This is a genomic window from Pseudomonas sp. HY2-MNA-CIBAN-0224, assembly GCF_040310285.1.
Lineage (GTDB): Bacteria > Pseudomonadota > Gammaproteobacteria > Pseudomonadales > Pseudomonadaceae > Aquipseudomonas > Aquipseudomonas helleri.
The window spans coordinates 55384-81455 of the sequence record NZ_JBEOPQ010000014.1 but is presented as its reverse complement, the minus strand read 5'-3'; the positions used below and the strand labels follow the sequence as shown (position 1 = coordinate 81455).

Annotated in this window: 24 protein-coding genes; 16 read left to right on the top strand and 8 right to left on the bottom strand. The window is 58.3% G+C overall.

Going from position 1 to position 26072, the window contains the following annotated elements; translation table 11 throughout:
• The first annotated feature begins 26 nt into the window (after positions 1–26).
• A complete protein-coding gene (ettA, locus tag AAEZ03_RS09685) occupies positions 27–1694 on the top strand; it encodes an energy-dependent translational throttle protein EttA (RefSeq protein WP_350578072.1) in 1668 nt (555 codons plus the stop codon).
• A gap of 371 nt (positions 1695–2065) precedes the next feature.
• Entirely contained in the window at positions 2066–3403 is a 1338-nt protein-coding gene (gene gdhA, locus AAEZ03_RS09680) for an NADP-specific glutamate dehydrogenase (protein ID WP_123751282.1), read from the top strand.
• Here gdhA and AAEZ03_RS09675 read toward each other — a convergent pair.
• The 3 genes from AAEZ03_RS09675 to AAEZ03_RS09665 form a co-directional block, all read right to left on the bottom strand.
• The gene (locus AAEZ03_RS09675; RefSeq protein ID WP_123751283.1) at positions 3388–3894 is read right to left on the bottom strand and encodes a GreA/GreB family elongation factor; all 507 of its coding nucleotides are present in this window, start codon (positions 3892–3894) and stop codon (positions 3388–3390) included. The genes gdhA and AAEZ03_RS09675 overlap by 16 nt on opposite strands.
• A gap of 114 nt (positions 3895–4008) precedes the next feature.
• Positions 4009–5862, bottom strand: a complete 1854-nt coding sequence (locus AAEZ03_RS09670) for an Lnb N-terminal periplasmic domain-containing protein (protein WP_350578069.1) — start codon at positions 5860–5862, stop codon at positions 4009–4011.
• 73 nt (positions 5863–5935) lie between these two features.
• Complete coding sequence (locus AAEZ03_RS09665) at positions 5936–6427, bottom strand: DUF3015 domain-containing protein (RefSeq protein WP_123751285.1); 492 nt, start codon at positions 6425–6427, stop codon at positions 5936–5938.
• 269 nt (positions 6428–6696) lie between these two features.
• Here AAEZ03_RS09665 and AAEZ03_RS09660 point away from each other — a divergent pair, with 269 nt between their 5' ends.
• Positions 6697–9135 (top strand): Lon protease family protein, encoded by a 2439-nt coding sequence (locus tag AAEZ03_RS09660; protein ID WP_350578066.1) that lies wholly within the window; start codon positions 6697–6699, stop codon positions 9133–9135.
• A gap of 229 nt (positions 9136–9364) precedes the next feature.
• Positions 9365–9682 (top strand): PA4575 family protein, encoded by a 318-nt coding sequence (locus AAEZ03_RS09655; RefSeq protein WP_048367407.1) that lies wholly within the window; start codon positions 9365–9367, stop codon positions 9680–9682.
• 8 nt (positions 9683–9690) lie between these two features.
• Here AAEZ03_RS09655 and AAEZ03_RS09650 read toward each other — a convergent pair whose 3' ends face one another.
• On the bottom strand, positions 9691–11523 hold the full coding sequence (locus AAEZ03_RS09650) for a hypothetical protein (RefSeq protein WP_350578063.1): 1833 nt from the start codon (positions 11521–11523) through the stop codon (positions 9691–9693).
• Between the two features lie 143 nt (positions 11524–11666).
• On the opposite strand from AAEZ03_RS09650, the gene AAEZ03_RS09645 reads away from it, so the two are divergent.
• Together AAEZ03_RS09645 and bamJ are read left to right on the top strand one after the other, a co-directional pair.
• Positions 11667–12155, top strand: a complete 489-nt coding sequence (locus tag AAEZ03_RS09645; protein WP_048367403.1) for a TIGR00645 family protein — start codon at positions 11667–11669, stop codon at positions 12153–12155.
• A 149-nt stretch (positions 12156–12304) separates the two neighbouring features.
• Entirely contained in the window at positions 12305–12922 is a 618-nt protein-coding gene (gene bamJ / locus AAEZ03_RS09640) for a BamJ family beta-barrel-assembly machinery protein (RefSeq protein WP_048367400.1), read from the top strand.
• 110 nt (positions 12923–13032) lie between these two features.
• Here the strand turns inward: bamJ and AAEZ03_RS09635 are convergent, their stop codons facing one another.
• The 3 genes from AAEZ03_RS09635 to AAEZ03_RS09625 form a co-directional block, all read right to left on the bottom strand.
• The gene (locus tag AAEZ03_RS09635; protein ID WP_350578060.1) at positions 13033–13305 is read right to left on the bottom strand and encodes a PA4570 family protein; all 273 of its coding nucleotides are present in this window, start codon (positions 13303–13305) and stop codon (positions 13033–13035) included.
• A gap of 194 nt (positions 13306–13499) precedes the next feature.
• Positions 13500–13841, bottom strand: a complete 342-nt coding sequence (locus AAEZ03_RS09630; protein ID WP_048367396.1) for a zinc ribbon domain-containing protein YjdM — start codon at positions 13839–13841, stop codon at positions 13500–13502.
• A 186-nt stretch (positions 13842–14027) separates the two neighbouring features.
• Positions 14028–14996, bottom strand: a complete 969-nt coding sequence (locus AAEZ03_RS09625) for a polyprenyl synthetase family protein (RefSeq protein ID WP_048388088.1) — start codon at positions 14994–14996, stop codon at positions 14028–14030.
• A 241-nt stretch (positions 14997–15237) separates the two neighbouring features.
• Here AAEZ03_RS09625 and rplU point away from each other — a divergent pair, with 241 nt between their 5' ends.
• The 5 genes from rplU to AAEZ03_RS09600 all read left to right on the top strand — a co-directional run bounded on the left by rplU (position 15238) and on the right by AAEZ03_RS09600 (position 19002).
• Positions 15238–15552: a 50S ribosomal protein L21 gene (rplU, locus tag AAEZ03_RS09620; RefSeq protein ID WP_007950961.1), complete on the top strand. Its 315-nt coding sequence runs from the start codon at positions 15238–15240 to the stop codon at positions 15550–15552.
• A gap of 34 nt (positions 15553–15586) precedes the next feature.
• Positions 15587–15862 carry a 50S ribosomal protein L27 gene (rpmA, locus tag AAEZ03_RS09615; protein WP_047273595.1) on the top strand — a complete coding sequence of 92 codons (276 nt, stop codon included), beginning with the start codon at positions 15587–15589 and terminating at the stop codon, positions 15860–15862.
• Positions 15863–16057: 195 nt separating this feature from the next.
• The gene (gene cgtA, locus AAEZ03_RS09610) at positions 16058–17284 is read left to right on the top strand and encodes an Obg family GTPase CgtA (RefSeq protein WP_048367390.1); all 1227 of its coding nucleotides are present in this window, start codon (positions 16058–16060) and stop codon (positions 17282–17284) included.
• A gap of 124 nt (positions 17285–17408) precedes the next feature.
• The gene (gene proB, locus AAEZ03_RS09605) at positions 17409–18527 is read left to right on the top strand and encodes a glutamate 5-kinase (RefSeq protein ID WP_123751467.1); all 1119 of its coding nucleotides are present in this window, start codon (positions 17409–17411) and stop codon (positions 18525–18527) included.
• Positions 18528–18540: 13 nt separating this feature from the next.
• Positions 18541–19002, top strand: a complete 462-nt coding sequence (locus tag AAEZ03_RS09600) for a CreA family protein (RefSeq protein ID WP_048367388.1) — start codon at positions 18541–18543, stop codon at positions 19000–19002.
• A gap of 158 nt (positions 19003–19160) precedes the next feature.
• On the opposite strand, the gene rpsT is transcribed toward AAEZ03_RS09600, so the two are convergent.
• Positions 19161–19439 carry a 30S ribosomal protein S20 gene (gene rpsT / locus AAEZ03_RS09595; protein ID WP_048367387.1) on the bottom strand — a complete coding sequence of 93 codons (279 nt, stop codon included), beginning with the start codon at positions 19437–19439 and terminating at the stop codon, positions 19161–19163.
• A gap of 249 nt (positions 19440–19688) precedes the next feature.
• On the opposite strand from rpsT, the gene murJ reads away from it, so the two are divergent.
• The 5 genes from murJ (at position 19689) to fkpB (ending at position 26065) form a co-directional block, all read left to right on the top strand.
• Positions 19689–21227 carry a murein biosynthesis integral membrane protein MurJ gene (gene murJ / locus AAEZ03_RS09590; protein ID WP_048367385.1) on the top strand — a complete coding sequence of 513 codons (1539 nt, stop codon included), beginning with the start codon at positions 19689–19691 and terminating at the stop codon, positions 21225–21227.
• Between the two features lie 118 nt (positions 21228–21345).
• Positions 21346–22296, top strand: a complete 951-nt coding sequence (gene ribF, locus AAEZ03_RS09585; RefSeq protein WP_153334939.1) for a bifunctional riboflavin kinase/FAD synthetase — start codon at positions 21346–21348, stop codon at positions 22294–22296.
• Positions 22293–25124 carry an isoleucine--tRNA ligase gene (gene ileS / locus AAEZ03_RS09580; protein WP_350578050.1) on the top strand — a complete coding sequence of 944 codons (2832 nt, stop codon included), beginning with the start codon at positions 22293–22295 and terminating at the stop codon, positions 25122–25124. Before ribF ends, ileS begins: the two co-directional genes overlap by 4 nt.
• Positions 25117–25635, top strand: coding sequence for a signal peptidase II (gene lspA / locus AAEZ03_RS09575; protein ID WP_048367375.1), 519 nt, complete (start codon positions 25117–25119; stop codon positions 25633–25635). The genes ileS and lspA overlap by 8 nt, the downstream gene beginning before the upstream one ends.
• A complete protein-coding gene (gene fkpB, locus AAEZ03_RS09570) occupies positions 25628–26065 on the top strand; it encodes an FKBP-type peptidyl-prolyl cis-trans isomerase (RefSeq protein ID WP_019411874.1) in 438 nt (145 codons plus the stop codon). Before lspA ends, fkpB begins: the two co-directional genes overlap by 8 nt.
• Positions 26066–26072 lie beyond the last annotated feature (7 nt).

Here is a 26072-nt window from a genome sequence, read left to right as displayed (position 1 = left end):
CATCAGTCACTGACGCTAGGTTATCCATGGCTCAATACGTTTTCACCATGCATCGGCTGAGTAAGGTTGTTCCGCCGAAGCGGGAAATCCTGAAAAACATCTCCTTGTCGTTCTTCCCTGGCGCCAAAATCGGCGTACTGGGCCTGAACGGTTCGGGTAAATCTACTCTGTTGAAAATCATGGCTGGCGTCGACACCGAGTTCGACGGTGAAGCCCGTCCAATGCCAGAGCTCAATGTCGGTTATCTGCCGCAAGAGCCGCAACTGGACGCCAGCAAAACCGTGCGTGAAGTGGTCGAAGAGGCGGTGAGCGTGATCAAGGATGCGCAAGCGCGTCTGGATCAGGTTTACGCCGAATACGCCGACCCGGATGCTGACTTCGACAAGCTGGCCGCTGAACAGGCCAAGCTCGAAGCGATCCTGCAAGCCGGTGACGGCCACAACCTTGAGCGCCAGCTCGAAGTGGCAGCCGATGCCCTGCGCCTGCCCGCCTGGGACGCCAAAATTGAACACCTGTCGGGTGGTGAGAAGCGCCGTGTGGCCCTGTGCCGCCTGCTGCTGTCGGCCCCGGACATGCTGCTGCTCGACGAACCAACCAACCACCTGGACGCCGACTCGGTGGCCTGGCTGGAGCACTTCCTGCACGACTTCCCGGGTACTGTGGTTGCGATTACGCACGACCGTTACTTCCTGGACAACGTTGCCGGCTGGATTCTGGAACTCGACCGCGGCGCCGGTATTCCTTACGAGGGCAACTACTCGGGTTGGCTTGAAGCCAAGTCCGACCGTCTGGCCCAGGAATCCAAGCAGCAGTCGGCCCATGAAAAGGCCATGAAAGATGAGCTGGAATGGGTCCGTAAAGGCGCCAAGGCGCGTCAGTCCAAGTCCAAGGCGCGTCTGCAACGCTTCGAAGAACTGCAATCGCAGGAATTCCAGAAGCGCAGCGAAACCAACGAAATCTACATCCCGGCCGGTCCGCGCCTGGGTGACAAGGTGATCGAGTTCAAGAACGTGTCCAAGGGTTACGGCGATCGCGTACTGATCGACAACCTGTCGTTCGTGATGCCTAAAGGCGCCATTGTTGGCGTGATCGGTGGTAACGGTGCCGGTAAGTCGACCCTGTTCCGCATGCTGATGGGCAAAGAGCAGCCGGACTCGGGCAGCATCGAAGTGGGTGACACCGTGCAACTGGCGTGTGTTGACCAAAGCCGTGACGACCTGGATGGCAGCAAGACCGTATTCCAGGCGATTTCTGATGGTTCCGATGTGATCCGTATCGGCAACTACGAAATCCCGTCGCGTACCTACGTGGGTCGCTTCAACTTCAAAGGTGGCGATCAGCAGAAGTTCGTCAAGGACCTGTCCGGTGGTGAGCGTGGTCGCTTGCACCTGGCCCTGACCTTGAAAGAGGGCGCCAACGTGCTGCTGCTCGACGAACCGTCCAACGACCTTGACGTTGAGACCTTGCGTTCGCTCGAAGAAGCGATGCTGGACTTCCCGGGCGCTGCCATTGTGATCTCTCACGATCGGTGGTTCCTTGACCGCGTCGCGACTCACATCCTGGCGTACGAAGACGACTCGCAAGCGGTCTTCTTTGAAGGCAACTACACCGAGTACGAAGCAGACCGTAAAAAACGCCTCGGCGAAGCGGCTGCCCAGCCGCACCGTGTGCGTCACAAAAAACTGGCCCAGTAAGGCTGGTTTGCAAGAAAAACGGAGCCCCTCGGGGCTCCGTTTTTTTTGGGGCTGCCGAATTATCCTTGTGGGAGCGGGCTTGCTCGCGATGCGGGCTACACGGTGTATATGCAGTTACGAGTGATTCATCGCGAGCAAGCCCGCTCCCACAGGAGTTTCCTGGTGTATCCAGTGTGTAAAGCGTTGGTGCGAAACTGGGTACATAAATCACTTTTTTGGTGCGCAAAAACCGCATAAAACCGGGGAGATTTATATAAAAGCACCATTTAAATTCATAACTGCGACATTTTGCGCTGTCGCGGTGCGGCATGACTTGTTAAAGTTCTGGCCAATCTCCGTTTAACGACAACAAATTTGCCGAGACTTTTCCCATGATCGAATCCGTCGACCACTTCCTTGCCCGCCTGAAAAAACGTGACCCGGACCAGCCAGAATTCCACCAGGCGGTGGAAGAAGTCCTGCGCAGTTTGTGGCCGTTTCTTGAAGCCAATCCGCATTATCTGACTTCAGGCATTCTTGAACGCATCTGCGAACCAGAGCGTGCAATTGTGTTCCGCGTGTCATGGGTCGACGACGAAGGCAAAGTCCGCGTTAACCGTGGTTTCCGCATCCAGATGAACAGCGCGATTGGCCCGTACAAGGGCGGCTTGCGCTTCCATCCGTCAGTGAACCTGGGCGTGCTGAAGTTCCTGGCGTTTGAACAGACCTTCAAAAACTCCCTGACCTCGTTGCCTATGGGCGGCGGTAAAGGCGGTTCGGACTTCAACCCCAAGGGCAAGAGCGACGCTGAAGTGATGCGTTTCTGCCAGGCGTTTATGAGCGAGCTGTACCGCCACATTGGTTCTGACGTTGACGTACCGGCGGGCGATATCGGCGTGGGGGCGCGCGAAATCGGCTTTATGTTTGGTCAATACAAACGTCTGAGCAATCAGTTCACCTCGGTACTGACCGGCAAGGGCATGAGCTACGGCGGCAGCCTGATTCGCCCGGAAGCCACCGGTTTTGGCTGCGTGTACTTCGCCCAGGAAATGCTCAAGCGCAGCGGTCAGCGCATTGATGGCAAGCGCGTCGCAATCTCCGGTTCCGGCAACGTGGCGCAGTACGCGGCACGCAAGGTCATGGACCTGGGCGGCAAAGTGATTTCGCTGTCGGACTCCGAAGGCACCCTGTACTGCGAAGCGGGCCTGAACGATGAACAGTGGGACGCGCTGATGGACCTCAAAAACGTCAAGCGTGGTCGCATCAGCGAGTTGGCCAGCCAGTTTGGCCTGGAGTTCCTGGCCGGTCAGCACCCGTGGAACCTGGCGTGCGACATCGCCCTGCCGTGCGCCACGCAAAACGAACTGGACGCCGACGCGGCCCGTACGCTGCTGAGCAATGGCTGCCTGTGCGTGGCCGAAGGCGCGAATATGCCGACCACCCTTGAGGCGGTTGATCTGTTTATTGAGGCGGGCATTCTGTTTGCACCGGGCAAAGCCTCAAACGCAGGCGGTGTGGCCGTGAGCGGGCTGGAAATGTCACAAAACGCCATGCGCCTGTTGTGGACGGCCGGTGAAGTGGACAACAAGCTGCACAACATCATGCAGTCCATCCACCATGCGTGCGTGCACTACGGCGAAGAAAACGGCCGTATCAACTACGTCAAAGGCGCGAACATCGCAGGCTTCGTCAAAGTGGCTGACGCCATGCTGGCTCAGGGCGTGGTGTAAGCCGGTTCGATCGCGAGGATCTCGACCTGCAGATCGCCTGCAGGCCGGATCCACAGCACCTCATCACCCAGCCGCGCGCCCAACAGCGCCCGGCCCAGCGGTGAGCCCCAGTTAATCAGGCCCTGCGCCGCATCGGCCTGATCTTCCCCGACCAGTTGCACGCGCTTTTGCGTGCCATGTTCATCGACATACGTCACCCAACTGCCAATCTGCACCTTGTGCGTTGATGTCGCCGGGGCGACCACGTGTGCGCTGTGCAGGCGTTGATTGAAGTAGCGCAGGTCGCGTTCCATGTCGGCCAGGTGCTGTTTATCGGGCAAGTCTTTGCGGGCGGCCTCCTGGCTGTGCAGGCGTTGCAACTCGGCGACCTTGGCTTGCAGTTGCTCAAGGCCAAGGGCGGTGACGTAGTTCGGCTGTTCGCTGACCTGACGCTCAACTGGCGTATCGGCCTGATTGGCGGCGCTGTCTTCGTTTACAAATGCACGGCTCATGATGGCAGTCCCTTTGTTAACAGTTAGCCCTTGTAGGAGCGAGCTTGCTCGCGATCATTTGCCTTTAAAGATCAAAAGCTCGCGAGCAAGCTCGCTCCTACAGTGCGGGTGGCATCAGTAGTGATACCACTTGAGTTCGAGCATCACTTCGTTGACCGGTGAGGCAAGGTGGCTGAACTCACGTTGCGCGGTCAACCGCAGGCCGAGATTACGGGAGATTTCCCATTGCTGATTCAGGCTCAGGCTACGGCGCACTTCGCCGTTGGTGAAGTAATCGGCCTTGGTTTCCAGGCTCAGGTTACCCACCGGGTTACGCCACAATACGCCGGTGTTGTAGCCTGCCGCCGGTGAAACAAACGCGGCGAAGTCGTTGTTGTGCTCGACCCGTACGGTGCCCAGAGCAAAGCCCAGCAGGTTGTCGCTTAACTGCCAGGTGCCGCCTGCACCGCCGTTGACGTGGGTGACCAGGCGTTCATTGCCATGTTTACCGAGGACCCGCTCAAGGCCGCCGCCCACTTGCCATGACCAGGGCTGCAGCAGGGCGTTGCGCGGGGTCAGGGAGCGAATGTTGGCCAGGTCCAACTGCTGGACTTGCCACTTGTTACCCTCGTATTGGCGCAGCTTGAGCTGAAGGATTTCAATCTGCGCGCCCAGCGGGAAGCCCGGTGCGTTGTCGTTCAGGTCGTGGTAGGCCATGCGCAGGCCGTATTCGGCGAACGCTTTGTCATCGCGGCTGCCCGCGCCCAGTTGCCAGGTACGTGACTCGTGGCCGTTTTCGGGAAGCTCGGGGCGCTCGACTTGCAGCTCTGGCGCCGGGTTCTGGTTGATGGCGCGCAGCAGTTCATAGCTGCGTTGCGAGCGCCCGGTGTCGCGCTCAAGGCCATTGGCCCGGTAGCGTTCAAGACGATAGGCCGCGTCGATAATCAGTGCTTGACGCGCTTTGGGCAGCGCCATGAAGGTCGGGTTCTGCAATTGCGTCTGATCGGCGCTGACTTGCAGCACCCATTGCTGTTCTTCGGGGTCGAGCACTTTGGCCCGGTCCAGCAGCTCGCGTTCGCGGGACGGGCGGTATTCGATGCTTTCTACCAGGCCGGCTTCCTTGACCGCTTTAACCGTGTCGGTAGGGATCGCTGTCAACGGGAACTGCGTGGTCAATTGCAAGCCGGGGCGGGCCACTTGCAGCAGTTCAAGCAGGCGGTAGGAGCAGTTTTCATCGAAGAAAAAGTAATCGAACTGGATTTGTTTCAGTTCCCACACATGTTCAACCATGCGCTGGGTTTCTTCGGGTGTCAGGTTGAGCCGGTATTCCCACAGGTCGCGGTTTTCCAGGCTGCGGTATTCCGAGAGTTTTTCCTGGTAGGGCACCAGGGCAAACAGGCCGGGATAGCCGCCGGCCAAGCCTTTCCAGGCATACAGAATGCTGTTGTCGGAGCCTTCGATGTAGGCGCCGAAGTTGATCGCGTAGCTGAGCAGAGAGGTTTTGTTGCTTTGTACATCGGCCTGGTCAATGCGCAGCAAGGTGTGGCCGAACATGGACGAGGGGCTGTTGAGGTACGCCGCCGGGAAGATCATCACCGTGCTGTGCGGCGCGACGTCAGTAAACCATTGGGTGAACTCTGCGCACTCAACCTTGGGCAGGTCGTTGAGGTTCAGTTGCGCCTTGAGCCAGCGGGTACGGGCCGGGTATACGCACTGCGGGTGTTTGTCGCCCAGGCTCACCGGGGCATACAACGCCTCAACGGTGGCGCGCAGTTCGGCGTCGGGGTGGTGGGCGCCGTCGGCGGCCAGAAAGAATTTGTCGTCGCTGACATAGCTGCGCCAGCCGCCCAGTTTGCGGGCCTCGTAGTGGCCTAAAGAAATCCAGAACGGGTCGTTGGCGAGTTGCTGCAAACGTTGATTGTCGATTTGAGGCGCGGCGTACAGCGGGGCGCAGGCACAGAGCGCCAGATAGGCAAGGCGTTTGAGCATGGTGAGCAACTGTTGTCAGGCGAATGGAAGTGAAACAGAAGTACCCGCTCCCGAAGGAGCGGGCAAGTCTCAGTTACGACGCAACGGTTGCGTACTTGGACAGGCGGGCATCGCCTTTGAGAACAGCCAGTGTGTTGGTGTGCACATCGTCAGCGGTTACGTCAGCCTTGCTGAAGATTTGCTGGAAGTGCTCGTGGGTGACAGCGGCAAAATGCTCGCGGTCTTCAGGGGCCACACCCAGCACCACCGCGTAGGTGGTCAGTGCTTCGCCGTTGCCTTTGGCCATGTCTTCGGACAGCTCGTTCATCATGCCATTCATGGCAATCCACGATTTGCCGCCGTAAGTCAGGGCGTCTTTGGTGGTACAGCCGTTGGTACCTGAGGTCATGCCGAAGGTCGCGTTACCGGAGGTGCCGTTGGTGGTGGAGGCCAGGAAGTGGGCGGGGGTGCCGCGCTGACCTTCAAACAGCATGTTGCCCCAACCGCAGTTCGGGCCGCCGGGTGCTTGCGCCATGGCGTTGAGGGAAACCACTGTAAAGAGAGTGCCGAGAAGAATCCGTTTCATATCATTGTTCTCTATGCGTGCAACCAATGGACAAGGGTATCTGGCCGTCATTAGCCAGAACGGGCCGGTTATCAATCCAGCCTCGCAACACTTAGGAGTCTAGGCACGATCAGCAGGTTCCGTGGTTTTTTGTAAAACAATCGTTGGGCGGGAGGTTTTTTCGCCCGCAAACATTGGGCCCCGATAATTCAGGTGTAACGCGCCTTGCCAGTGGCGTACAGCCAGCGCCAGAATGCTGCCATCTGCCCTGCCTGATGTAAGGAAGCCCGATGCCTGATTCTGTTGCTGCCAGCCTGCGTCTAGCGCCTGACGCGCTAACCCGTCCTTTTTCCGCTGAACAGTTCAGCTTCTCGACCACCAATGATTTAGAACCCTTTCGCGGCATTCTCGGCCAGGAGCGCGCGGTCGAAGCCTTGCAGTTTGGCGTGGCCATGCCGCGTCCGGGTTACAACGTATTTGTGATGGGCGAGCCGGGTACGGGGCGCTTCTCGTTTGTGAAGCGCTACCTCAAGGCAGAAGGCAAACGCCTCAAGTCGCCCAGCGACTGGGTGTACGTCAATAACTTTGATGAGCCCCGTGAGCCGCGCGCGCTGGAGTTGCCTGCAAGCACGGCGGGTGCCTTTATCGCAGACATCAACGGCCTGATCGACAACCTGCTGGCGACGTTTCCGGCGGTGTTTGAGCACCCGACTTACCAGCAGCGCAAAAGCGCCATCGACCGGGGTTTCAACCAGCGCTACGACCGTGCGCTGGATGTGATCGAGCGTCTGGCGCTGGAAAAGGGCGTGGCCCTGTACCGCGACAGCAGCAACGTGGCCTTCACCCCGATGAGTGACGGCAAGGCGCTGGACGAGGCCGAGTTTTCGCAGCTACCGGAAGAAGAACGTGAGCGTTTTCACGAGGACATTGCCGGGCTTGAAGAGCGCCTCAACGAAGAACTGGCGAGCCTGCCGCAGTGGAAACGTGAGTCCAACAACCAGCTGCGCCAACTGAACGAAGAAACCATCACCCTGGCCTTGCAGCCCCTGTTGTCGCCGTTATCGCAGAAGTACGCCGAAAATGGCGCGGTGTGCGGCTACTTGCAGGCCATGCAGGTGTACCTGCTTAAAACCGTGGTGGAGCAACTGGTCGACGACAGTAAAACTGACGCTCAGGCGCGCAAGCTGCTCGAAGAGCAGTACCTGCCGAGCCTGGTGGTGGGCCAGCCGATGAGCGGCGGCGCGCCGGTGGTGTTCGAGCCGCACCCGACCTACGACAACCTCTTTGGCCGCATCGAATACAGCACCGACCAAGGCGCGCTGTACACCACCTACCGGCAATTGCGCCCGGGTGCCTTGCACCGTGCCAACGGCGGCTTTTTGATCCTTGAAGCTGAAAAAATGCTCAGCGAGCCGTTTGTCTGGGATGCGCTGAAGCGTGCGTTGCAGTCGCGCAAATTGAAAATGGAATCGCCGCTGGGCGAACTGGGGCGCATGGCCACCGTGACCTTGAGCCCGCAGGTGATCCCGCTGCAGGTCAAGGTCATCATCATTGGTGCCCGCCAGCTGTACTACACGCTGCAAGACCTGGACCCGGACTTCCAGGAGATGTTTCGGGTGTTGGTGGACTTCGACGAAGACATCCCGATGGTCGATGAAAGCCTGGAGCAGTTCGCCCAGTTGCTGACCACGCGCACATCAGAAGAAGGCATGGCGCCGCTGACGGCAGGCGCGGTGGCGCGTCTGGCGACCTACAGCGCGCGTCTGGCCGAGCATCAGGGGCGTTTGTCGGCGCGCATTGGCGACCTGTTCCAACTGGTTAGCGAAGCGGACTTTATCCGCCATCTGGCCAACGATGAAATGACCGATGCGGGCCACATTGAACGTGCCCTCAAGGCTAAGGCGACCCGGACCGGGCGCGTGTCGGCGCGTATTCTGGACGACATGCTGGCGGGGATCATTCTGATCGACACCGACGGTGCGGCGGTGGGCAAGTGCAACGGGCTGACCGTGCTGGAAGTCGGTGACTCGGCATTCGGTGTACCGGCGCGGATTTCGGCCACGGTGTATCCGGGGGGCAGCGGCATTGTCGACATTGAGCGCGAGGTTAACCTCGGGCAGCCGATTCACTCCAAAGGAGTGATGATTTTGACCGGCTACCTGGGCAGCCGCTATGCCCAGGAGTTCCCGCTGGCGATTTCGGCGAGCATTGCCCTGGAACAGTCGTACGGCTACGTCGATGGCGACAGTGCTTCTTTGGGTGAAGCCTGCACGTTGATTTCGGCACTCTCCAAAACGCCGCTCAAGCAGTGCTTTGCGATCACCGGCTCGATCAATCAGTTTGGTGAAGTGCAGGCGGTTGGCGGGGTGAACGAGAAGATCGAAGGTTTCTTCCGGCTCTGCGAAGCCCGCGGCCTGACCGGGGAGCAGGGGGCGATCATTCCGCAAGCCAACGTCGCCACCCTGATGCTTGATGAGAAAGTGCTTAAGGCCGTGCGTGAAGGCAAGTTCCACGTGTACGCCGTGCGTCAGGCAGACGAAGCCTTGAGCCTGCTGGTGGGCGAGCCTGCCGGTGAGCCGGATGAAGAGGGCCAGTTCCCCGAAGGCAGCGTCAACGCCCGGGTGGTTGAGCGTTTGCGGGTGATTGCCGAAATGATCAACGACGACGACCTCAAAGACGCCGAGAAAGAACTGCTGGCCGAAGCCCTGGCGGCGAAAAAACCGGCTTGACCCCATGGCGTCTGTAGTCGCTGCCGAAGCATGAGGCTGCGAGATGTGCCAAACGACCGTCAGACGGCTGTCCTGCGGCCCGCATCGCAGCCTTCGTTCCTCGTCAGCGGCTACAAGAGCCGTTGCGGGCAGGTGTTAAGCCGTTGGTCTTGGCGCCCTCTGCGGGCGGGGTTTTGCTTCTATGCTCAGGTAAGTGTCGTCTGAAGCAGGCTCTACGAGGGGCGCCGCCATGTCGCGCAACCTTTGCCTTACCCGCCAATGTCTGGGGCTGGAAACTCGCATTGAGTGCAGTATTCGCCCTTTGGCAGGCAATACTGGCCTGTGGGCACTTCTGTTCGCGGCAGGTTTGTCGGGCGAGCAGCCAACCACGATCAAATCCCAAGGCCCGTTTCGCGGCCCGTTTGTGGCCGAAACCATTCTGCAATCCATTGTTGAAAGCCTGACCCTGCACGGCTATCGGTTAGCCGATACGCCGCAAATCTGGTGCCTGCATGTGCAGGCCCAGTTGCGTCAGATCAATGGTGAGCGCCGCCCGGCTTCGCGCTGAGGCGTCTGTCAGCGCGGTGGCGTGACCTCGGGGACTTTCTCCAGCTTGGCCTCAAAGCCGTACTCCACAGGCTCCAGAGCGGTGCGTGCGTAGCTCTCGATCTGGGTCGGGTGGCCGTAGAAGTAGTGCACGTCGAAGATGGCCGGGCCATTGGGTTCTTCGCTGTGGCTCACAGCCAGGACTTCCTTGAGGTAGTTGCCGGTATCGTCCTTGGCGTAAAAGCGCCAGGCATCGGACGGGAACAGCGCCTGATCGACCACCAGCGCGTTGCCTTTTAGCTCCAGCCCTTTGGGTAGGTGGGCGACGTCCAGGGTGTGCTTGGCAATATCGGCCACATACAGCGGCATTGAGCCGATGGCGTAGGCCGGGGTTTCCGGGAACAGGTTGAGGTCGTAGGTGATGACGCCGGTTTTCGGGTCGGCGTCGAAGGCTTCGGCCGGCAGTTCCAGCGGTTCACCGCGTTTACCGTTCTGGTCTTCAGCAAAGAAGGTTACCGGGGTGTCGGCCGAGTCAGGCAGTTCGCCCAGCAGTTCGTCATTGAAGGTCGGCGGGTGGCTGAACTCCAGGGTGGCGGCGCTGGCGTCATCGACCGACTGACTGATGACCACGCTTTTTTTCAGGTGCTCAGGGTCCAGGGTGGCGTCTTTGAGGTAGTTGACGGCTTGGTCGTCATACACCACCACCGACAGCGGCAGCGCCTGGATGTCTTTGCCTACAACGTTTTTGTCGAGCCGCACCACGGGCAGGTCGAGGGTTTTGCGGGTGACATTGGCGGTCGAGAAGTCGAGCACGCTGATGTCGACGTTTTCAATCGGACCGTTGAAATACACCTTGCTGTAGTGATGCGGGTGTTGGCTATCAAAGGTTTTTTGTTCGTCGTCGAGCTTTTTGCTGAACTCATCGCTCCAGGCCGTTTGCTTGAGCATTTCGGCCAGTTGCTGTTGGTAGAACGCCAGTTGCTCGGCGTTTTCGTCGATGGAGCCTGCACGGGCCAGGTACTGCCCGGTCGCGTCGCGGGCCTGGATGATCAGCGGGTTGAGTTCGGTATCGCGTACGGCTTCGGCCAGCGGGGCGCTGTTGTTGATGTCGACTTCCGCAAAGTTTTTACCCAACGCCAGCAGGGTGACGCTGATGTTGCCCTCGGTGCGGGTTTTACCCACGTCTTTGCTGGTGAGGGTGAGGTTGACCACTTTACCGGGGGCGATGACTTCGGCTTCGCCGTGCAGCGTGACGGGCTGAGGCTGCTGGATATTCGAGGTTTCGACGCCGTCGATGTAGGGGTAGGTGATGGTGAGGTCGTCAGGGTTGCTCAGGTTGGCGCTGGAGGGGCTGAGCTGGATCCCGGAATCGGTCTCTGACCATTCCGCCTGGAACGGCACCACTTGCTTGTTGCTCAGCGTCACGGACTGCCATTCCAGCGCATGCGGGAACGGAAAATCGGATTCGTTGTTCTGGCTGAACGGGAAGATCGGCTCCAGATCGGTCAGGTAATCGGAACTGGAGTTTTTGCGCACCACAAACAGGCCGTTGATGTAGGTGTCGCTCAGGGCCTGGCTGTTGGGGTAATGCTTGAGTTGCGCGAGTTCATCAGTGCCGTATTCGGTGTCGACCGGTTTGCCGTCCAGCTTGATGCGGGCGCGTTCCAGCAGCAGCAATGAGCCGCCGAGGTCGGCCACGGCGTCTTTAAGCTGCGGGTCCTTGATGGCATCGAGGCTCTTTTCGAACGCTGCGGTTCTTTCTTCCAGGCTGGCCTGTGGGTGTTTGTCGCCAGGCGAACAGCCGCCCGTCATGAGCAAAGCGGTGGAAAGCCCGAGACAGACCAAGGGGAATCGCAGATACATTGTTCAGTTTTCCTGTCCGTAAACGATGCTGATGAGGTCGACACTAGCAGAAAATGTTTTTACTGACTGTGTCTGCTGCTTTATCTCTGCCCATTTGTGGCTGATATACTCGCGCCCATTTTTTTTACAGCCTGCGAGATTCAATGGAACGCTTTATCGAAAATGCAATGTACGCCTCACGCTGGATTTTGGCGCCGATTTACTTCGGGTTATCCCTGGGTTTACTGGCGTTGGCGTTGAAATTCTTCCAGGAAGTGTTTCACGTTATCCCAAACGTGTTCGCGCTAACTGAATCGGACTTGATCCTGGTCATTCTGTCGCTGATCGACATGGCGCTGGTAGGCGGCCTGTTGGTGATGGTGATGATCTCGGGCTACGAGAACTTTGTCTCGCAACTGGACATCGACACCAACAAAGAGAAGCTTAGCTGGCTAGGCACCATGGACTCTACCTCGCTGAAGATGAAAGTCGCAGCGTCGATTGTGGCCATTTCCTCGATCCACCTGCTGCGGGTGTTCATGGATGCGCGCAACATCGAAACCCAATACCTGATGTGGTACGTGATTATCCACATGACGTTTGTGGTGTCGGCGTTCGCCATGGGCTACCTCGACAAGCTGACCAAGCACTGATGTGGTTGTCGTGACGGGCAGCACACGAACCCGGGCTGCGAAGGCTTTGGGGGCTGTGGTAGTCTGCTCGCCCTTTTTTGGTTTTGGGCGGCTGGGAGAAAGCGGTTGAAAAACGGCTTTTTTGAGTCGCTCTATAGCGGAGCAGTGTTATGTCCGAAGTAAATCTGTCGACCGACGAAACGCGCGTTAGCTACGGCATTGGCCGTCAGCTGGGTGACCAACTGCGCGACAACCCGCCACCGGGTGTTAGCCTGGACGCCATCCTGGCGGGCCTGACCGACGCTTTCGCGGGCAAAGAAAGCCGTGTAGGCCAGGAAGAAATGTCGGCCAGCTTCAAAGTGATCCGCGAGATCATGCAAGCTGAAGCGGCTGCCAAGGCAGAAGCAGCAGCAGGCGAAGGCAAGGCTTTCCTGGCAGAAAACGCCAAGAAAGATGGCATCACCACGCTGGCTTCCGGTCTGCAATTTGAAGTTGTGACCGCTGGTGAAGGCGCCAAGCCAACCCGCGAAGACACTGTACGTGTTCACTACCACGGTACCCTGATCGACGGCACTGTGTTCGACAGCTCCTACGAGCGCGGCCAGCCTGCTGAATTCCCGGTTGGCGGCGTGATCGCTGGCTGGACCGAAGCCCTGCAACTGATGAACGCCGGCAGCAAATGGCGCATCTACGTGCCGAGCGAACTGGCTTACGGCGCGCAAGGCGTTGGCAGCATTGCTCCGCACAGCGTGCTGGTATTCGACGTTGAGCTGCTGGACGTTCTGTAAGCACACAGCGCTCTAGCTAGCTGTAGGAGCGAGCTTGCCTCGCGATCTTTTGATCTTTTAAAAGCTCGCGAGACAAGCTCGCTCCTACAGGGCCGTTTAGCATTGTGCGGTCATAGTTCTATTTTGGCGTGGTGTTCGTGAGGTTCTGCGGTGCCGATGGGGCGCAATGCCCGGGCATAGCAAAACAGGAACAGGTTACGCACCAGCTCTTTGAGCACCAGCGGCTCGCTTGAGTTGAGGCCGTTGAGGTCCAGGTCTCCCTGGTCTTGCAGTTCGTTCAGCGCTTCTTCTTCCAGTACCGCGCAGACTTCGCCGGTTTCCCGGTGCAGGATTCGCAGGTAAGGGTGTGGACGGTCCAGCCATGCATCAATTAAATAAGTCATCGTTGTCATCTCCTAGATGAATGACAATGAGAATAATTCTTATTCAGTTAATAGCAAGTGCCTATTGGCGGATTTCTTTTTTTTCTACGTAAAAACTGCTGTGGGTCAACGTCGGCTGGCTTTTGGGCGGGGCGGGGAAAGTGTTGCGGGGAATGACCCCTTCCTGCGCGGACGCAGGAAGGTCAGCCACAGGATCAGACTTTGCGCACGAACTCGGACTTGAGCTTCATCGGGCCGATGCCGTCGATTTTGCAGTCGATGTCGTGATCGCCATCGCACAGGCGGATGTTTTTAACCTTGGTGCCCACTTTGACCACCAGGGACGTGCCCTTGATCTTCAGGTCCTTGATCACGGTGATGGTGTCGCCGTCGTTCAGCACTGTGCCTGCGGAGTCTTTGTAGACTTTTACATCGCTGGCTTCGTCAGCGTCGCCGTTGGCGGACCACTCATGGGCGCATTCCGGGCAGATCAGCTGTGCGCCGTCTTCGTAGGTGTATTCGGAATTGCATTTTGGGCAGGGTGGCAACGTGCTCACTAAAGCTCCTTAAAAGTCAGGATGGCTAAAAGGCGCGCATTATATAGGGTTTTTGTGCCGAAGGGGTGGGGCAAGAACGGCGAACACTGTAGCCGCTGCCGTCAGGCTGCGATGGGTTGCGCAGCGACCCTCAATTTTTGAAGGTCCTGCGTCCCTTATCGCAGCCTGCGGCAGCGGCTACAAGGATCAGTGTGTTCGGGCTACCGCAAACTCACTCAGCTCAACCAGCGCATCGCGGTATTCGCTTGGCGGCAGGGCTTCAAGGCAGGCAATGGCGCGGGCAACGAAGTCGCGGGCCAATTGTGCGGTGTATTCCAGCGAGCCAGAGGCTTCCACTGCAGCACGAATGCTTTCGAGGTCTTCAATGCCGCCTTTTTGAATGGCCGTACGCACCAGAGCAGCCTGCTCGGGCGTGCCTTCACGCATGGTGTAGATCAGCGGCAAGGTTGGTTTGCCTTCTGCCAGATCGTCACCGACGTTTTTGCCCAGGGTTTCGGCGTCACCACGGTAGTCGAGCAGGTCGTCAACCAGTTGGAAAGCCACGCCCAGGTGGTCGCCAAACGTGCGCAAGGCTTCGCGTTGCTCAGGGGTTGCACCGGCCAGCGCGGCGGCGCTGTGGGTCGATGCTTCAAAGAGCATGGCGGTCTTGCCACGGATGACTTCCATGTAGGTTTCTTCGGTGGTGCTGGCGTCGCGGACCTTGGACAACTGCAACACTTCGCCTTCGGCAATGATGCGGGTGGCTTGTGAAAGAATCTTCATCACCGGCATCGAGCCCAGCTCGACCATCATTTCGAAGGAGCGCGAGTACAGGAAGTCGCCCACCAGCACGCTCGGGGCGTTGCCCCAGGTGGCGTTGGCGGTCTTGCGGCCACGGCGCATGCCGGACATGTCGACTACGTCGTCATGCAGCAGGGTCGCGGTGTGCAGGAACTCAATGGTGGCAGCCAGCAAGCGCAGGTCATCGCCTTCACGGCCCAGGGCCTTGCCGCACAACAACACTAATAAAGGACGAAGGCGTTTGCCGCCGGCCGAAGTGATGTAGTCGCCAATTTTTGAGACCAGCGGTACGCGTGAAGTCAGCTGCTTCTTGATGATGCCGTCGACGGCGCTAAAATCGTCCGCCACCGCGCGGTAGAAAGCTTGGGGTTGCATCAGCGACAGGTGCTCCAGAAGGGTTGCGCGGCATGCTAGGTCGGGGGGCTGGGCCTGTCAAGGCGCGATGGACGGCCCCTTGCAACACCCGCGAGGCTTGCGTACAATCGCGCACCCTGAACTTCCTGGGCAGCACCTGCCTTACGCAATTGCACTTGGGCCGTTCCAGCCCCATGCAGCCATGCCAGCCAATACCTTTACCTATAAAGCGCTGGGTGAGCAGGATTATCGGAGAAATACCATGTCGTACGCAGTAATCGTTACTGGTGGCAAGCAATACAAAGTAGCACCGGGTGAATACCTGAAGATCGAGAAACTGGAAGTCGCTACTGGCGAATCCGTCACTTTTGATCGCGTTCTGTTGGTCGCCAATGGCGACGACGTAAATATCGGCGCTCCAGTTGTTGCTGGCGCCACTGTTGTTGCTGAAGTGATCTCCCAAGGTCGTCACGATAAAGTACGCATCATCAAGTTCCGTCGTCGTAAGCACCACATGAAGCGTATGGGCCACCGCCAGTGGTACACCGAGATCAAAATCACCGGTATTCAGGCTTAATTTCAGCCTAATTCCTCACTAGGAGAATTGACTCATGGCACACAAAAAAGCTGGTGGTAGTACCCGTAACGGTCGCGACTCAGAAGCCAAACGCCTTGGCGTGAAGATGTATGGCGGCCAGGCTATCGTTCCGGGCAACATCATCGTGCGTCAGCGCGGCACCCAATTCCACGCTGGCTACGGCGTTGGTATGGGCAAAGATCACACCCTGTTCGCGAAAGTGGAAGGCGTGATCAAGTTCCAGGTTAAAGGCGCCTTCGGTCGCCGCTACGTAAGCATCGTTCCGAAGACTGAAGTCGTCGCAGCGTAATAGCTTGGTAGCTGGAAGAGCCCTGTCTTGCGACGGGGCTTTTTCGTTTGTGGGGTGAGTCTCTTGCAAAACTGTTTGTATGGGCTTAGGCGCTGGATTTAACGGCTGTTGATTGGGTCGCTGCGCTCATTTTTGCAAGAGTCTTATGTCTTGGTTTTAATCGGCTCGTCCTGATGACGAGAGGCGTGTTTTGTTATGAAGTTTGTAGATGAAGTATCGATCAAAGTAAAAGCAGGCGACGGTGGCAACGGTTGCATGAGTTTCCGTCGTGAGAAGTTCATCGAAAACGGTGGTCCTAACGGTGGTGATGGTGGTGACGGCGGCTCGATCTACATGGTCGCTGACGAGAACCTGAACACCCTGGTTGACTACCGCTACACCCGTCACTTTGACGCGCAGCGTGGCTCTAACGGTGGCAGCACCGATTGCACCGGCCGTAAGGGCGAAGACCTGGTACTGCGTGTGCCGGTGGGTACTACCGTCATTGACGCTGGTACTCAGGAAATCATTGGTGACCTGACGGTTGCGGGTCAGCGTTTGCTGGTTGTACACGGCGGCTGGCACGGCCTGGGCAACACCCGTTTCAAATCCAGTACCAACCGTGCGCCACGCCAAACCACACCGGGTAAGCCGGGTGAGCAGCGTGACCTCAAGCTGGAATTGAAAGTACTGGCTGACGTCGGTCTGCTGGGCTTGCCGAATGCGGGCAAAAGTACCTTTATTCGTTCGGTGTCTGCGGCCAAGCCTAAAGTGGCTGATTACCCGTTCACCACTCTGGTGCCAAACCTGGGTGTAGTGAGCGTTGATCGCTGGAAGAGCTTTGTGATTGCCGACATTCCGGGCTTGATCGAAGGTGCTTCGGATGGCGCGGGCCTGGGGATTCGCTTCCTCAAGCACTTGGCGCGTACCCGTCTGTTGCTGCACCTCGTCGACATGGCGCCGGTTGAAGGCACTGACAGCGCGGCTGATACCGCTGAAGTGATCGTTAATGAACTGATCAAGTTCAGCCCGTCGCTGGCTGAGCGTGACCGTTGGTTGGTGCTGAACAAGTGCGACTCGCTGCCGGAAGACGAGCACGATGCGCGCGTTAAAGAAGTGGTTGATCGCCTGGAGTGGACCGGCCCGGTGTACGTGATTTCGGCGATTGCCAAAATCGGTACCGACAAGCTGTGCCACGACATCATGCGCTATCTTGAAGATCGTGCTGACCGTCTGGCCAATGATCCGGTGTACAAGGAAGAGCTGGCTGATCTTGATCAGCGCATCGAAGACGAAGCGCGTGCGCAGCTTCAAGCCCTGGATGACAAGCGTGCCCTGCGTCGCAGCGGCGTGAAGAGCGTCCATGACATGGGTGATGATGACTGGGACGAAGAAGATGTTGATGACGAAGATGGTCCAGAAATCATTTACGTCCGCGACTGATTCGTTGCAGTAAACTACAGCGCCGCTCAATTGAGCGGCGTTTTGGTATCTGTGAAACTGTAATCAAGAATAAATCCATGGGTGGCGCTCGGTCGCGCTGCTCTCAGGCATAGGTTGGATGATGATGCGGAGCAAGGTGACAGGTGCGCAGCGTTGGGTCGTGAAAATCGGCAGCGCATTGCTGACAGCAGATGGCAAGGGCCTGGATCGCGCCGCGATGGGCGTGTGGGTCGAGCAGATGGTGGCCTTGCATGAGGCGGGCGTAGAGTTGGTGCTGGTGTCATCGGGCGCGGTGGCGGCCGGCATGAGCCGCTTGGGCTGGACGGTCCGACCCAGTGCAATGCACGAGCTGCAGGCGGCCGCTGCGATTGGCCAGATGGGCTTGGTGCAGGCGTGGGAGTCGAGCTTTGCCGAGCATTCGCGGCACACGGCGCAGATTCTGCTGACCCATGACGATCTGTCTGATCGCAAGCGCTACCTGAACGCCCGCAGCACCTTGCGCGCTTTGGTTGAGTTGGGTGTGATCCCGGTGATCAACGAAAACGACACCGTGGTCACTGACGAAATCCGTTTTGGCGACAACGACACGCTGGCGGCGCTGGTGGCCAACTTGGTCGAGGCTGACCTGCTGGTAATCCTGACCGACCGTGACGGTATGTTCGATGCGGATCCGCGTAACAATCCGGACGCCAAGCTTATCTATGAGGCGCGCGCCGATGATCCTGCGCTGGATGCAGTGGCGGGCGGCACCGGTGGTGCGTTGGGTCGCGGCGGTATGCAGACCAAACTGCGTGCGGCGCGCCTGGCGGCACGTTCCGGGGCGCATACCATCATTGTGGGTGGTCGCCTGGAGCGTGTGCTGGACCGTCTGAAGGCAGGCGAGCGCCTGGGTACATTGTTGTCGCCTGAGCGTGGCATGCTGGCGGCGCGCAAGCAGTGGCTGGCCGGGCATCTGCAAACGCGCGGCACCCTGGTGCTGGATGCCGGTGCTGTGGCGGCATTGTCCGAAGGGCATAAAAGCTTGCTGCCGGTGGGCGTCAAAGCCGTGCAGGGCGGGTTCCGTCGTGGCGAAATGGTGGTGTGTGTGGCGCCTGATGGGCGAGAAATTGCCCGTGGCCTGGCCAACTACAGTGCGGCTGAAGCGCAAAAAATTATTGGGCAGTCGTCTGATGCGATTGTTGGCTTGTTGGGTTACATGGCTGAGCCGGAGTTGGTTCACCGCGATAACCTGATCCTGGTGTGAATTGAGGTGTTGAATGCGCTTGCTTAGCGGTCTGTTGGGTTTGATCTTGGCGGTGCCTTTGTTGGCATCGGCTGAAGAAATTGGCACGGTGTCGACCGTGTTCAAATTTGTTGGGCCGAACGACCGCATTGTGGTCGAGGCATTCGATGATCCGAAGGTGGATGGCGTGACCTGCTACCTGTCGCGGGCCAAGACTGGCGGCATGAAGGGTGGTCTGGGCTTGGCGGAAGATCGCGCTGAAGCGTCATTGGCGTGTCGTCAGACCGGCCCGATCAGCTTCAAGGGCGATTTGAAGGATGGCGAAGAGGTGTTCAAAGAGCGCACTTCGCTGGTCTTCAAGACCATGCAAGTGGTGCGCTTTCTCGACAAGAAGCGCAACACGCTGGTGTATCTGGTGTACAGCGACCGCCTGATCGAAGGCAGCCCGCAGAACGCAGTGACTGCGATCCCGATCTTGCCGTGGCCACAGCGCTGATAAAAGCGGTAAGTGACTGTGCAGGAGCTGCCGAAGGCTGCGATCTTTTGATCTTTTAACCTCAAAAGATCGCGAGCAGGCTCGCTCCTACAAGGTTTTACCAAATCGCAGGCAATAAAAAACCGACCCTAGGGTCGGTTTTTTTAAAAGCTTATCGCTTAAGCAGCAGTCGCAAGGTTCAACGCCTTGACGTGGCCATTCAGGCGGCTCTTATGGCGAGCAGCTTTGTTCTTGTGGATGATGCCTTTATCGGCCATACGGTCGATAACAGGGACAGCCAGAACATAAGCAGCTTGCGCTTTAACAGCGTCTTTTGCGTCGATGGCTTTAACTACATTCTTGATGTAGGTACGAACCATGGAACGCAGGCTGGCGTTGTGGCTGCGACGCTTCTCAGCCTGTTTTGCACGTTTTTTGGCGGAAGGTGTGTTGGCCACCGTCGAGCTCCTCGAAAGACTTTTGGAATTAACAAACAAAATAGGCCGCGAATCATGCCGATGACGACAACTCTTGTCAAGGGCGATTGATTCGAGCCGCTGAGTGGTTGATCGAGGGAGACGGGAGATTTATTTCCGGCGCTTGACCTGTAAACTCGCGAGCTTGGCTCTGTGCTGTTGCGGCGCGCAGTATCGCATAAGTGAACGCTTTGTTCGCCTGCTCTTTCTCTAAAGGCAAAAACTCTTTCAATGAATTTGCTCAAGTCGTTGGCTGCTGTTAGCTCCATCACCATGATTTCAAGGGTTCTGGGCTTTGTCCGGGACACCATCGTGGCGCGCATGTTTGGCGCGGGTATGGCCACAGATGCGTTCTTTATTGCCTTTAAACTGCCCAATCTGCTGCGCCGGATTTTCGCCGAAGGCGCTTTTTCGCAAGCGTTTGTGCCGATTCTGGCCGAATACAAAAATCAGCAGGGCGAGGAGGCCGCGCGCACCTTTGTGGCCTATGTCGCCGGGCTGCTGACGCTGGTGCTCGCCATCGTCACCTTGCTGGGCATACTGGCTGCGCCCTGGGTGATTTGGGCCACGGCGCCAGGGTTTGCCAGCACGCCCGAGAAGTTTGAGCTCACCTCCAACATGTTGCGGGTGACCTTTCCTTATATATTGCTGATCTCGTTGTCATCGCTGGCCGGGGCGATCCTCAATACCTGGAACCGCTTCTCGGTGCCGGCGTTTGTGCCGACGCTGCTCAACGTCAGCATGATCATCTTTGCCCTGTTCCTGACCCCGTACTTTGACCCGCCGGTAATGGCGTTGGGCTGGGCGGTGCTGGCCGGTGGCCTTGCGCAGTTGCTGTTCCAGCTCCCGCACCTGAAAAAAATCGGCATGCTGGTGCTGCCGCGCCTCAATTTGCGCGATACCGGCGTATGGCGCGTGATGAAACAGATGGTGCCGGCCATTCTGGGGGTGTCGGTCAGTCAGATTTCGCTGATCATCAACACGATTTTTGCCTCCTTTCTGGTGGCCGGGTCGGTGTCCTGGATGTACTACGCAGACCGCTTGATGGAATTGCCGTCCGGTGTACTCGGGGTGGCATTGGGCACAATCCTGCTGCCAACGCTGTCCAAGACCTACGCTAATAAAGACCGTCAGGAATACTCGCGAATTCTCGACTGGGGGCTGCGTCTGTGCTTTTTGCTGGTGTTGCCGTGTGCGCTGGCCTTGGCGATCCTGGCGGAACCGCTGACCGTCTCGCTGTTTCAATACGGTGAGTTCAGTGCCCTGGATGCGGCGATGACCCAGCGCGCCTTGATGGCGTACTCGGTCGGTTTGCTCGGGCTGATCCTGATCAAGGTGCTGGCGCCCGGCTTCTATGCTCAACAAAACATCCGCACTCCGGTAAAAATTGCCGTGTTCACCCTGGTGGTCACGCAATTGCTCAACCTTGTATTTATCGTGCCGCTGCAGCACGCCGGGCTTGCCTTGGCCATTAGCGTGGGCGCGTGCATCAACGCCGGGCTGCTGTTCTGGCAGTTGCGCAAGCAAAAACTGTTTATCGCCCAGCCGGGCTGGTCGCTGTACCTGTTCAAACTGGTGTTGGCGGTTGCCGTGATGTCGGCGGTGCTGATGGGCTTGATGCACGTTATGCCCGCCTGGGATCAAGGCCATATGCTCGAGCGTTTTATGCGTCTTGGCGGCTTGGTGGCGGCGGGCATTCTGGCTTATTTCGGTATGTTGTTGCTGTTGGGCTTGCGTTTGAAGGATTTCGCCCGCAAGTCTCTGATGTAAGGAAAATTGCAGTCAAACGTCTATTTTGTCGGTTTGACCTGATTTGCCTTGCGCTGTCGCCTGTCGTCACGGGCTGGGTGTGGTTATAATCGGCCACTTTATGAGCAAGAAGCGCGTTATGCAGCTGGTTCGAGGCCTTCACAATCTGCGGCCCCAAGATCGGGGCTGTGTCGCCACTATTGGCAACTTTGACGGTGTACACCGTGGTCACCAGGCTATCCTGGAGCGGCTGCGTGAACGTGCACTGGAGTTGGGCGTGCCCAGCTGCGTGGTGATTTTTGAGCCCCAGCCGCGCGAATTCTTTGCCCCTGAAACCGCTCCGGCGCGTCTGGCCCGCCTGCGCGACAAATTGCAGCTGTTGGCTGACGCCGGGGTTGATCGGGTGCTGTGCCTGGCGTTCAATCAACGCCTGTGCAAGCTCAGCGCGGCCGAGTTTGTCGACACGATCCTGGTCGATGGTCTGGGTGTGCAGCACCTTGAGGTCGGTGACGACTTCCGCTTTGGCTGCGACCGGATCGGTGATTTTGACTTCCTGCAACAAGCAGGCGTCATGCAGAACTTTACCGTCGAAGCCGCGCAAACCGTTGAGCTGGACGGCGTGCGCATCAGCAGCACCCAAGTGCGTGATGCGCTGGCCAAGGGCGATTTCGCCCAGGCAGAGCGCTTGCTGGGCCGCCCGTTCCAGATTGCCGGCACGGTGTTGCACGGGCAAAAGCTGGCGCGCCAATTGGGCACGCCAACCGCCAATATCCAGCTCAAGCGTCGTCGTGTTCCGTTGACCGGGGTGTATCTGGTGAGCGTCGAGATCGACGGTAAAACCTGGCCCGGCGTCGCTAATATCGGCGTCAGACCTACCGTAGCAGGGGATGGCAACGCCCATCTTGAAGTACATCTATTGGATTTCGCTGGCGATTTGTATGGCCAGCGATTGACCGTGGCATTCCACCACAAGCTGCGTGATGAGCAGCGTTTTGCCTCCCTGGAGGCGCTCAAGACGGCGATCAATGCGGACGTCGCCGCCGCCCGAGCCTTTTGGCTGGGTCAACCGCTTAAAAAGAGCCTGAAATGACCGACTACAAATCCACGTTAAACCTTCCGGACACAGCCTTCCCAATGAAGGCCGGCCTGCCACAGCGCGAACCGCAAATTTTGCAGCGCTGGGACAGCATTGGCCTGTACGGGAAGTTGCGCGAGATTAGTAAGGATCGTCCGAAGTTCGTACTTCATGACGGTCCTCCGTACGCCAACGGTACGATTCACATCGGTCATGCGCTGAACAAAATCCTGAAAGACATGATCGTGCGTTCGAAAACCCTCGCCGGTTTCGATGCGCCGTACGTACCGGGCTGGGACTGTCACGGTCTGCCTATTGAGCACAAGGTCGAAGTGACTCACGGTAAAAACCTGTCCGCGGATAAAACCCGCGAGCTGTGCCGTGCCTACGCGACCGAGCAGATCGAAGGCCAGAAGTCCGAGTTCATCCGTCTGGGTGTGCTGGGTGACTTCGCCAACCCGTACAAAACCATGGACTTCAAAAACGAGGCCGGTGAAATCCGTGCCTTGGCCGAAATCGTCAAAGGCGGTTTCGTCTTCAAAGGTCTGAAGCCGGTGAACTGGTGCTTCGATTGCGGCTCGGCCCTGGCTGAAGCAGAAGTCGAATACCAGGACAAAAAGTCGTCGGCCATCGACGTTGCCTTCCCGGTTGCCGATGACGCCAAGCTCGCCGAGGCCTTTGGCCTGGCAACCTTGAGCAAGCCGGCTGCGATCGTGATCTGGACCACCACCCCGTGGACCATCCCGGCCAACCAGGCGCTGAACGTGCACCCGGAGTTCACCTACGCGCTGGTCGACGTGGGCGACAAACTGTTGGTGCTCGCTGAAGAACTGGTTGAATCGAGCCTGGCGCGTTACAACTTGCAAGGTTCGGTGATCGCCACCACCACCGGTTCGGCACTGGAACTGATCAACTTCCGTCACCCGTTCTACGACCGTCTGTCGCCGGTTTACCTGGCTGAGTACGTTGAACTGGGCGCTGGCACCGGCGTGGTTCACTCCGCACCGGCTTACGGCGTAGACGACTTCGTGACCTGCAAAGCCTATGGCATGGTTAACGACGACATCATCAACCCGGTTCAAAGCAATGGCGTGTACGTGCCGTCGCTGGAGTTCTTCGGTGGCCAGTTCATCTGGAAAGCCAATCAGAACATCATCGACAAGCTGACCGAAGTCGACGCGTTGATGTTCACCGAAACCATCAGCCACAGCTACATGCACTGCTGGCGTCACAAAACCCCGCTGATCTACCGCGCAACCGCGCAGTGGTTTATCGGGATGGACAAAGAGCCGGTAGCGGGCGAGACCCTGCGTACCCGCGCACTGCAAGCCATCGAAGACACCCAGTTCGTACCGGCCTGGGGCCAGGCGCGTCTGCATTCGATGATCGCCAACCGTCCAGACTGGTGCATCTCGCGTCAACGCAACTGGGGCGTGCCGATCCCGTTTTTCCTGAACAAGGAAAGCGGTGAACTGCACCCACGTACCGTCGAAATGATGGAAGAAGTGGCCAAGCGCGTTGAAGTCGAAGGCATCGAAGCCTGGTTCAAACTGGACGCTGCCGAGCTGTTGGGCGACGAAGCGCCGCTGTACGACAAAATCAGCGACACGCTGGACGTATGGTTCGATTCGGGTACTACCCATTGGCACGTGCTGCGCGGTTCGCACCCGATGGGCCACGAGACCGGCCCGCGTGCCGATCTGTACCTTGAGGGTTCCGACCAGCACCGTGGCTGGTTCCACTCGTCGTTGCTGACCGGCTGCGCCATCGACAACCACGCACCGTACCGCGAACTGCTGACTCACGGTTTCACCGTGGACGAAGCGGGCCGCAAAATGTCCAAGTCGCTGGGCAACGTGATTGCACCGCAGAAGGTCAACGACACCTTGGGCGCTGACATCATGCGTCTGTGGGTAGCCTCGACCGACTACTCGGGCGAAATCGCGGTCTCTGACCAGATCCTGCAACGCAGTGCGGACGCCTACCGGCGTATCCGTAACACCGCGCGCTTCCTGCTTTCCAACCTGACCGGCTTCAACCCGGCTACCGACCTGCTGCCTGCTGATGAAATGCTCGCGCTGGACCGTTGGGCAGTAGACCGCGCCTTGTTGCTGCAACGTGAGCTGGAGCTGCATTACGGCGAATACCGTTTCTGGAACGTGTACTCCAAAGTACACAACTTCTGCGTTCAGGAACTCGGTGGTTTCTACCTCGACATCATCAAGGACCGCCAGTACACCACGGGCGCCAACAGCAAGGCCCGCCGTTCGTGCCAGACCGCGCTGTTCCACATCTCTGAAGCGCTGGTGCGCTGGATCGCTCCGATCCTGGCTTTCACCGCCGACGAACTGTGGCAATACCTGCCGGGCGAGCGCAACGAATCGGTCATGCTCAACACTTGGTATGACGGCCTGAGCGAACTGCCGGAAGGCACCGAGCTGGACCGCGACTACTGGGAGCGGATCATGGCGGTCAAGGTTGCGGTCAACAAGGAAATGGAAAACCTACGCGCAGCCAAGGCCATTGGCGGCAACTTGCAGGCAGAAGTGACCTTGTTCGCCGAAGCTGAACTGGCCGCTGACCTGTCCAAGCTGAGCAACGAACTGCGCTTCGTCCTGATCACCTCCACCGCCAGTGTTGCGCCTTTTGCGCTGGCACCGGCTGACGCTGTGGTCACCGAAGTACCGGGCCTCAAGCTCAAAGTGGTCAAGTCGGCACACGCCAAGTGCGCGCGCTGCTGGCATTGCCGTGAAGACGTGGGCGTGAACCCGGAGCATCCGGAAATCTGCGGCCGTTGCGTTGACAACATCAGCGGCACCGGCGAGGTACGTCACTATGCCTAACACCAGCACTGCCGGGCGCTTCGGGCGCCTGGGCTGGCTCTGGTTGACTGTGCTGGTCCTGGTCATTGACCTGACCAGCAAGGTCTATTTCGACAACGCCTTGCAGATGTACCAGCAAATCGTGGTCATCCCGGACCTGTTCAGCTGGACGCTGGCCTACAACACCGGCGCAGCCTTCAGCTTTTTGGCTGACAGTGCTGGCTGGCAGCGTTGGCTATTTGCCCTGATCGCTATTGTGGTTAGTGCCGTGCTGATCGTCTGGCTCAAGCGCCTTGGGCGCAATGACACCTGGTTGGCGATTGCGCTGGCGCTGATTTTGGGCGGCGCGCTGGGCAACCTGTATGACCGGATTGTGTACGGTCATGTGGTCGATTTCATTCTGGTGCATTGGCAAAACCGCTGGTATTTCCCGGCCTTCAACTTCGCCGACAGTGCGATTTGCGTGGGCGCGGTGATGCTGGCACTGGATATGTTCAAAAGTAAAAAGTCTGGAGAACCGGCTCATGACTGAGCAACGTATTGGCCAGAACACGGAAGTCACGCTGCATTTTGCATTGCGCCTGGAGAATGGCGACACCGTCGACAGTACATTCGACAAGTCCCCGGCGACCTTCAAGGTCGGTGATGGCAGCCTGTTGCCAGGTTTTGAAGCCGCCTTGTTTGGCTTCAAGGCGGGCGACAAACGCACCTTGGAGATCCTCCCGGAAAACGCGTTCGGCCAGCCAAACCCGCAAAATGTACAGATCATTCCACGTTCGCAGTTCAAGGACATGGACCTGTCTGAAGGTTTGCTGGTGATCTTCAATGACGCGGCCAACACCGAGCTGCCGGGTGTGGTCAAAGCCTTTGACGACGAGCAAGTGACCATCGATTTCAACCACCCGTTGTCAGGCAAGACTCTGACTTTCGACGTGGAAATCAAAGACGTTAAAGCGCTGTAATTCAGAG

What these genes read in the sequence shown, in the direction of transcription:
- cgtA (WP_048367390.1), top strand. Translation starts at nt 16,058, where the DNA reads ATGAAGTTTGTAGATGAAGTATCGATCAAAGTAAAAGCAGGCGACGGT.
- gdhA (WP_123751282.1), top strand. Translation starts at nt 2,066, where the DNA reads ATGATCGAATCCGTCGACCACTTCCTTGCCCGCCTGAAAAAACGTGAC.
- AAEZ03_RS09665 (WP_123751285.1), bottom strand. Translation starts at nt 6,427, where the DNA reads ATGAAACGGATTCTTCTCGGCACTCTCTTTACAGTGGTTTCCCTCAAC.
- proB (WP_123751467.1), top strand. Translation starts at nt 17,409, where the DNA reads ATGCGGAGCAAGGTGACAGGTGCGCAGCGTTGGGTCGTGAAAATCGGC.
- AAEZ03_RS09600 (WP_048367388.1), top strand. Translation starts at nt 18,541, where the DNA reads ATGCGCTTGCTTAGCGGTCTGTTGGGTTTGATCTTGGCGGTGCCTTTG.
- lspA (WP_048367375.1), top strand. Translation starts at nt 25,117, where the DNA reads ATGCCTAACACCAGCACTGCCGGGCGCTTCGGGCGCCTGGGCTGGCTC.
- ileS (WP_350578050.1), top strand. Translation starts at nt 22,293, where the DNA reads ATGACCGACTACAAATCCACGTTAAACCTTCCGGACACAGCCTTCCCA.
- bamJ (WP_048367400.1), top strand. Translation starts at nt 12,305, where the DNA reads ATGTCCGAAGTAAATCTGTCGACCGACGAAACGCGCGTTAGCTACGGC.
- murJ (WP_048367385.1), top strand. Translation starts at nt 19,689, where the DNA reads ATGAATTTGCTCAAGTCGTTGGCTGCTGTTAGCTCCATCACCATGATT.
- AAEZ03_RS09645 (WP_048367403.1), top strand. Translation starts at nt 11,667, where the DNA reads ATGGAACGCTTTATCGAAAATGCAATGTACGCCTCACGCTGGATTTTG.
- ribF (WP_153334939.1), top strand. Translation starts at nt 21,346, where the DNA reads ATGCAGCTGGTTCGAGGCCTTCACAATCTGCGGCCCCAAGATCGGGGC.
- AAEZ03_RS09650 (WP_350578063.1), bottom strand. Translation starts at nt 11,523, where the DNA reads ATGTATCTGCGATTCCCCTTGGTCTGTCTCGGGCTTTCCACCGCTTTG.
- AAEZ03_RS09625 (WP_048388088.1), bottom strand. Translation starts at nt 14,996, where the DNA reads ATGCAACCCCAAGCTTTCTACCGCGCGGTGGCGGACGATTTTAGCGCC.
- ettA (WP_350578072.1), top strand. Translation starts at nt 27, where the DNA reads ATGGCTCAATACGTTTTCACCATGCATCGGCTGAGTAAGGTTGTTCCG.
- rplU (WP_007950961.1), top strand. Translation starts at nt 15,238, where the DNA reads ATGTCGTACGCAGTAATCGTTACTGGTGGCAAGCAATACAAAGTAGCA.
- fkpB (WP_019411874.1), top strand. Translation starts at nt 25,628, where the DNA reads ATGACTGAGCAACGTATTGGCCAGAACACGGAAGTCACGCTGCATTTT.
- AAEZ03_RS09635 (WP_350578060.1), bottom strand. Translation starts at nt 13,305, where the DNA reads ATGACTTATTTAATTGATGCATGGCTGGACCGTCCACACCCTTACCTG.
- rpmA (WP_047273595.1), top strand. Translation starts at nt 15,587, where the DNA reads ATGGCACACAAAAAAGCTGGTGGTAGTACCCGTAACGGTCGCGACTCA.
- AAEZ03_RS09660 (WP_350578066.1), top strand. Translation starts at nt 6,697, where the DNA reads ATGCCTGATTCTGTTGCTGCCAGCCTGCGTCTAGCGCCTGACGCGCTA.
- AAEZ03_RS09655 (WP_048367407.1), top strand. Translation starts at nt 9,365, where the DNA reads ATGTCGCGCAACCTTTGCCTTACCCGCCAATGTCTGGGGCTGGAAACT.
- AAEZ03_RS09675 (WP_123751283.1), bottom strand. Translation starts at nt 3,894, where the DNA reads ATGAGCCGTGCATTTGTAAACGAAGACAGCGCCGCCAATCAGGCCGAT.
- AAEZ03_RS09670 (WP_350578069.1), bottom strand. Translation starts at nt 5,862, where the DNA reads ATGCTCAAACGCCTTGCCTATCTGGCGCTCTGTGCCTGCGCCCCGCTG.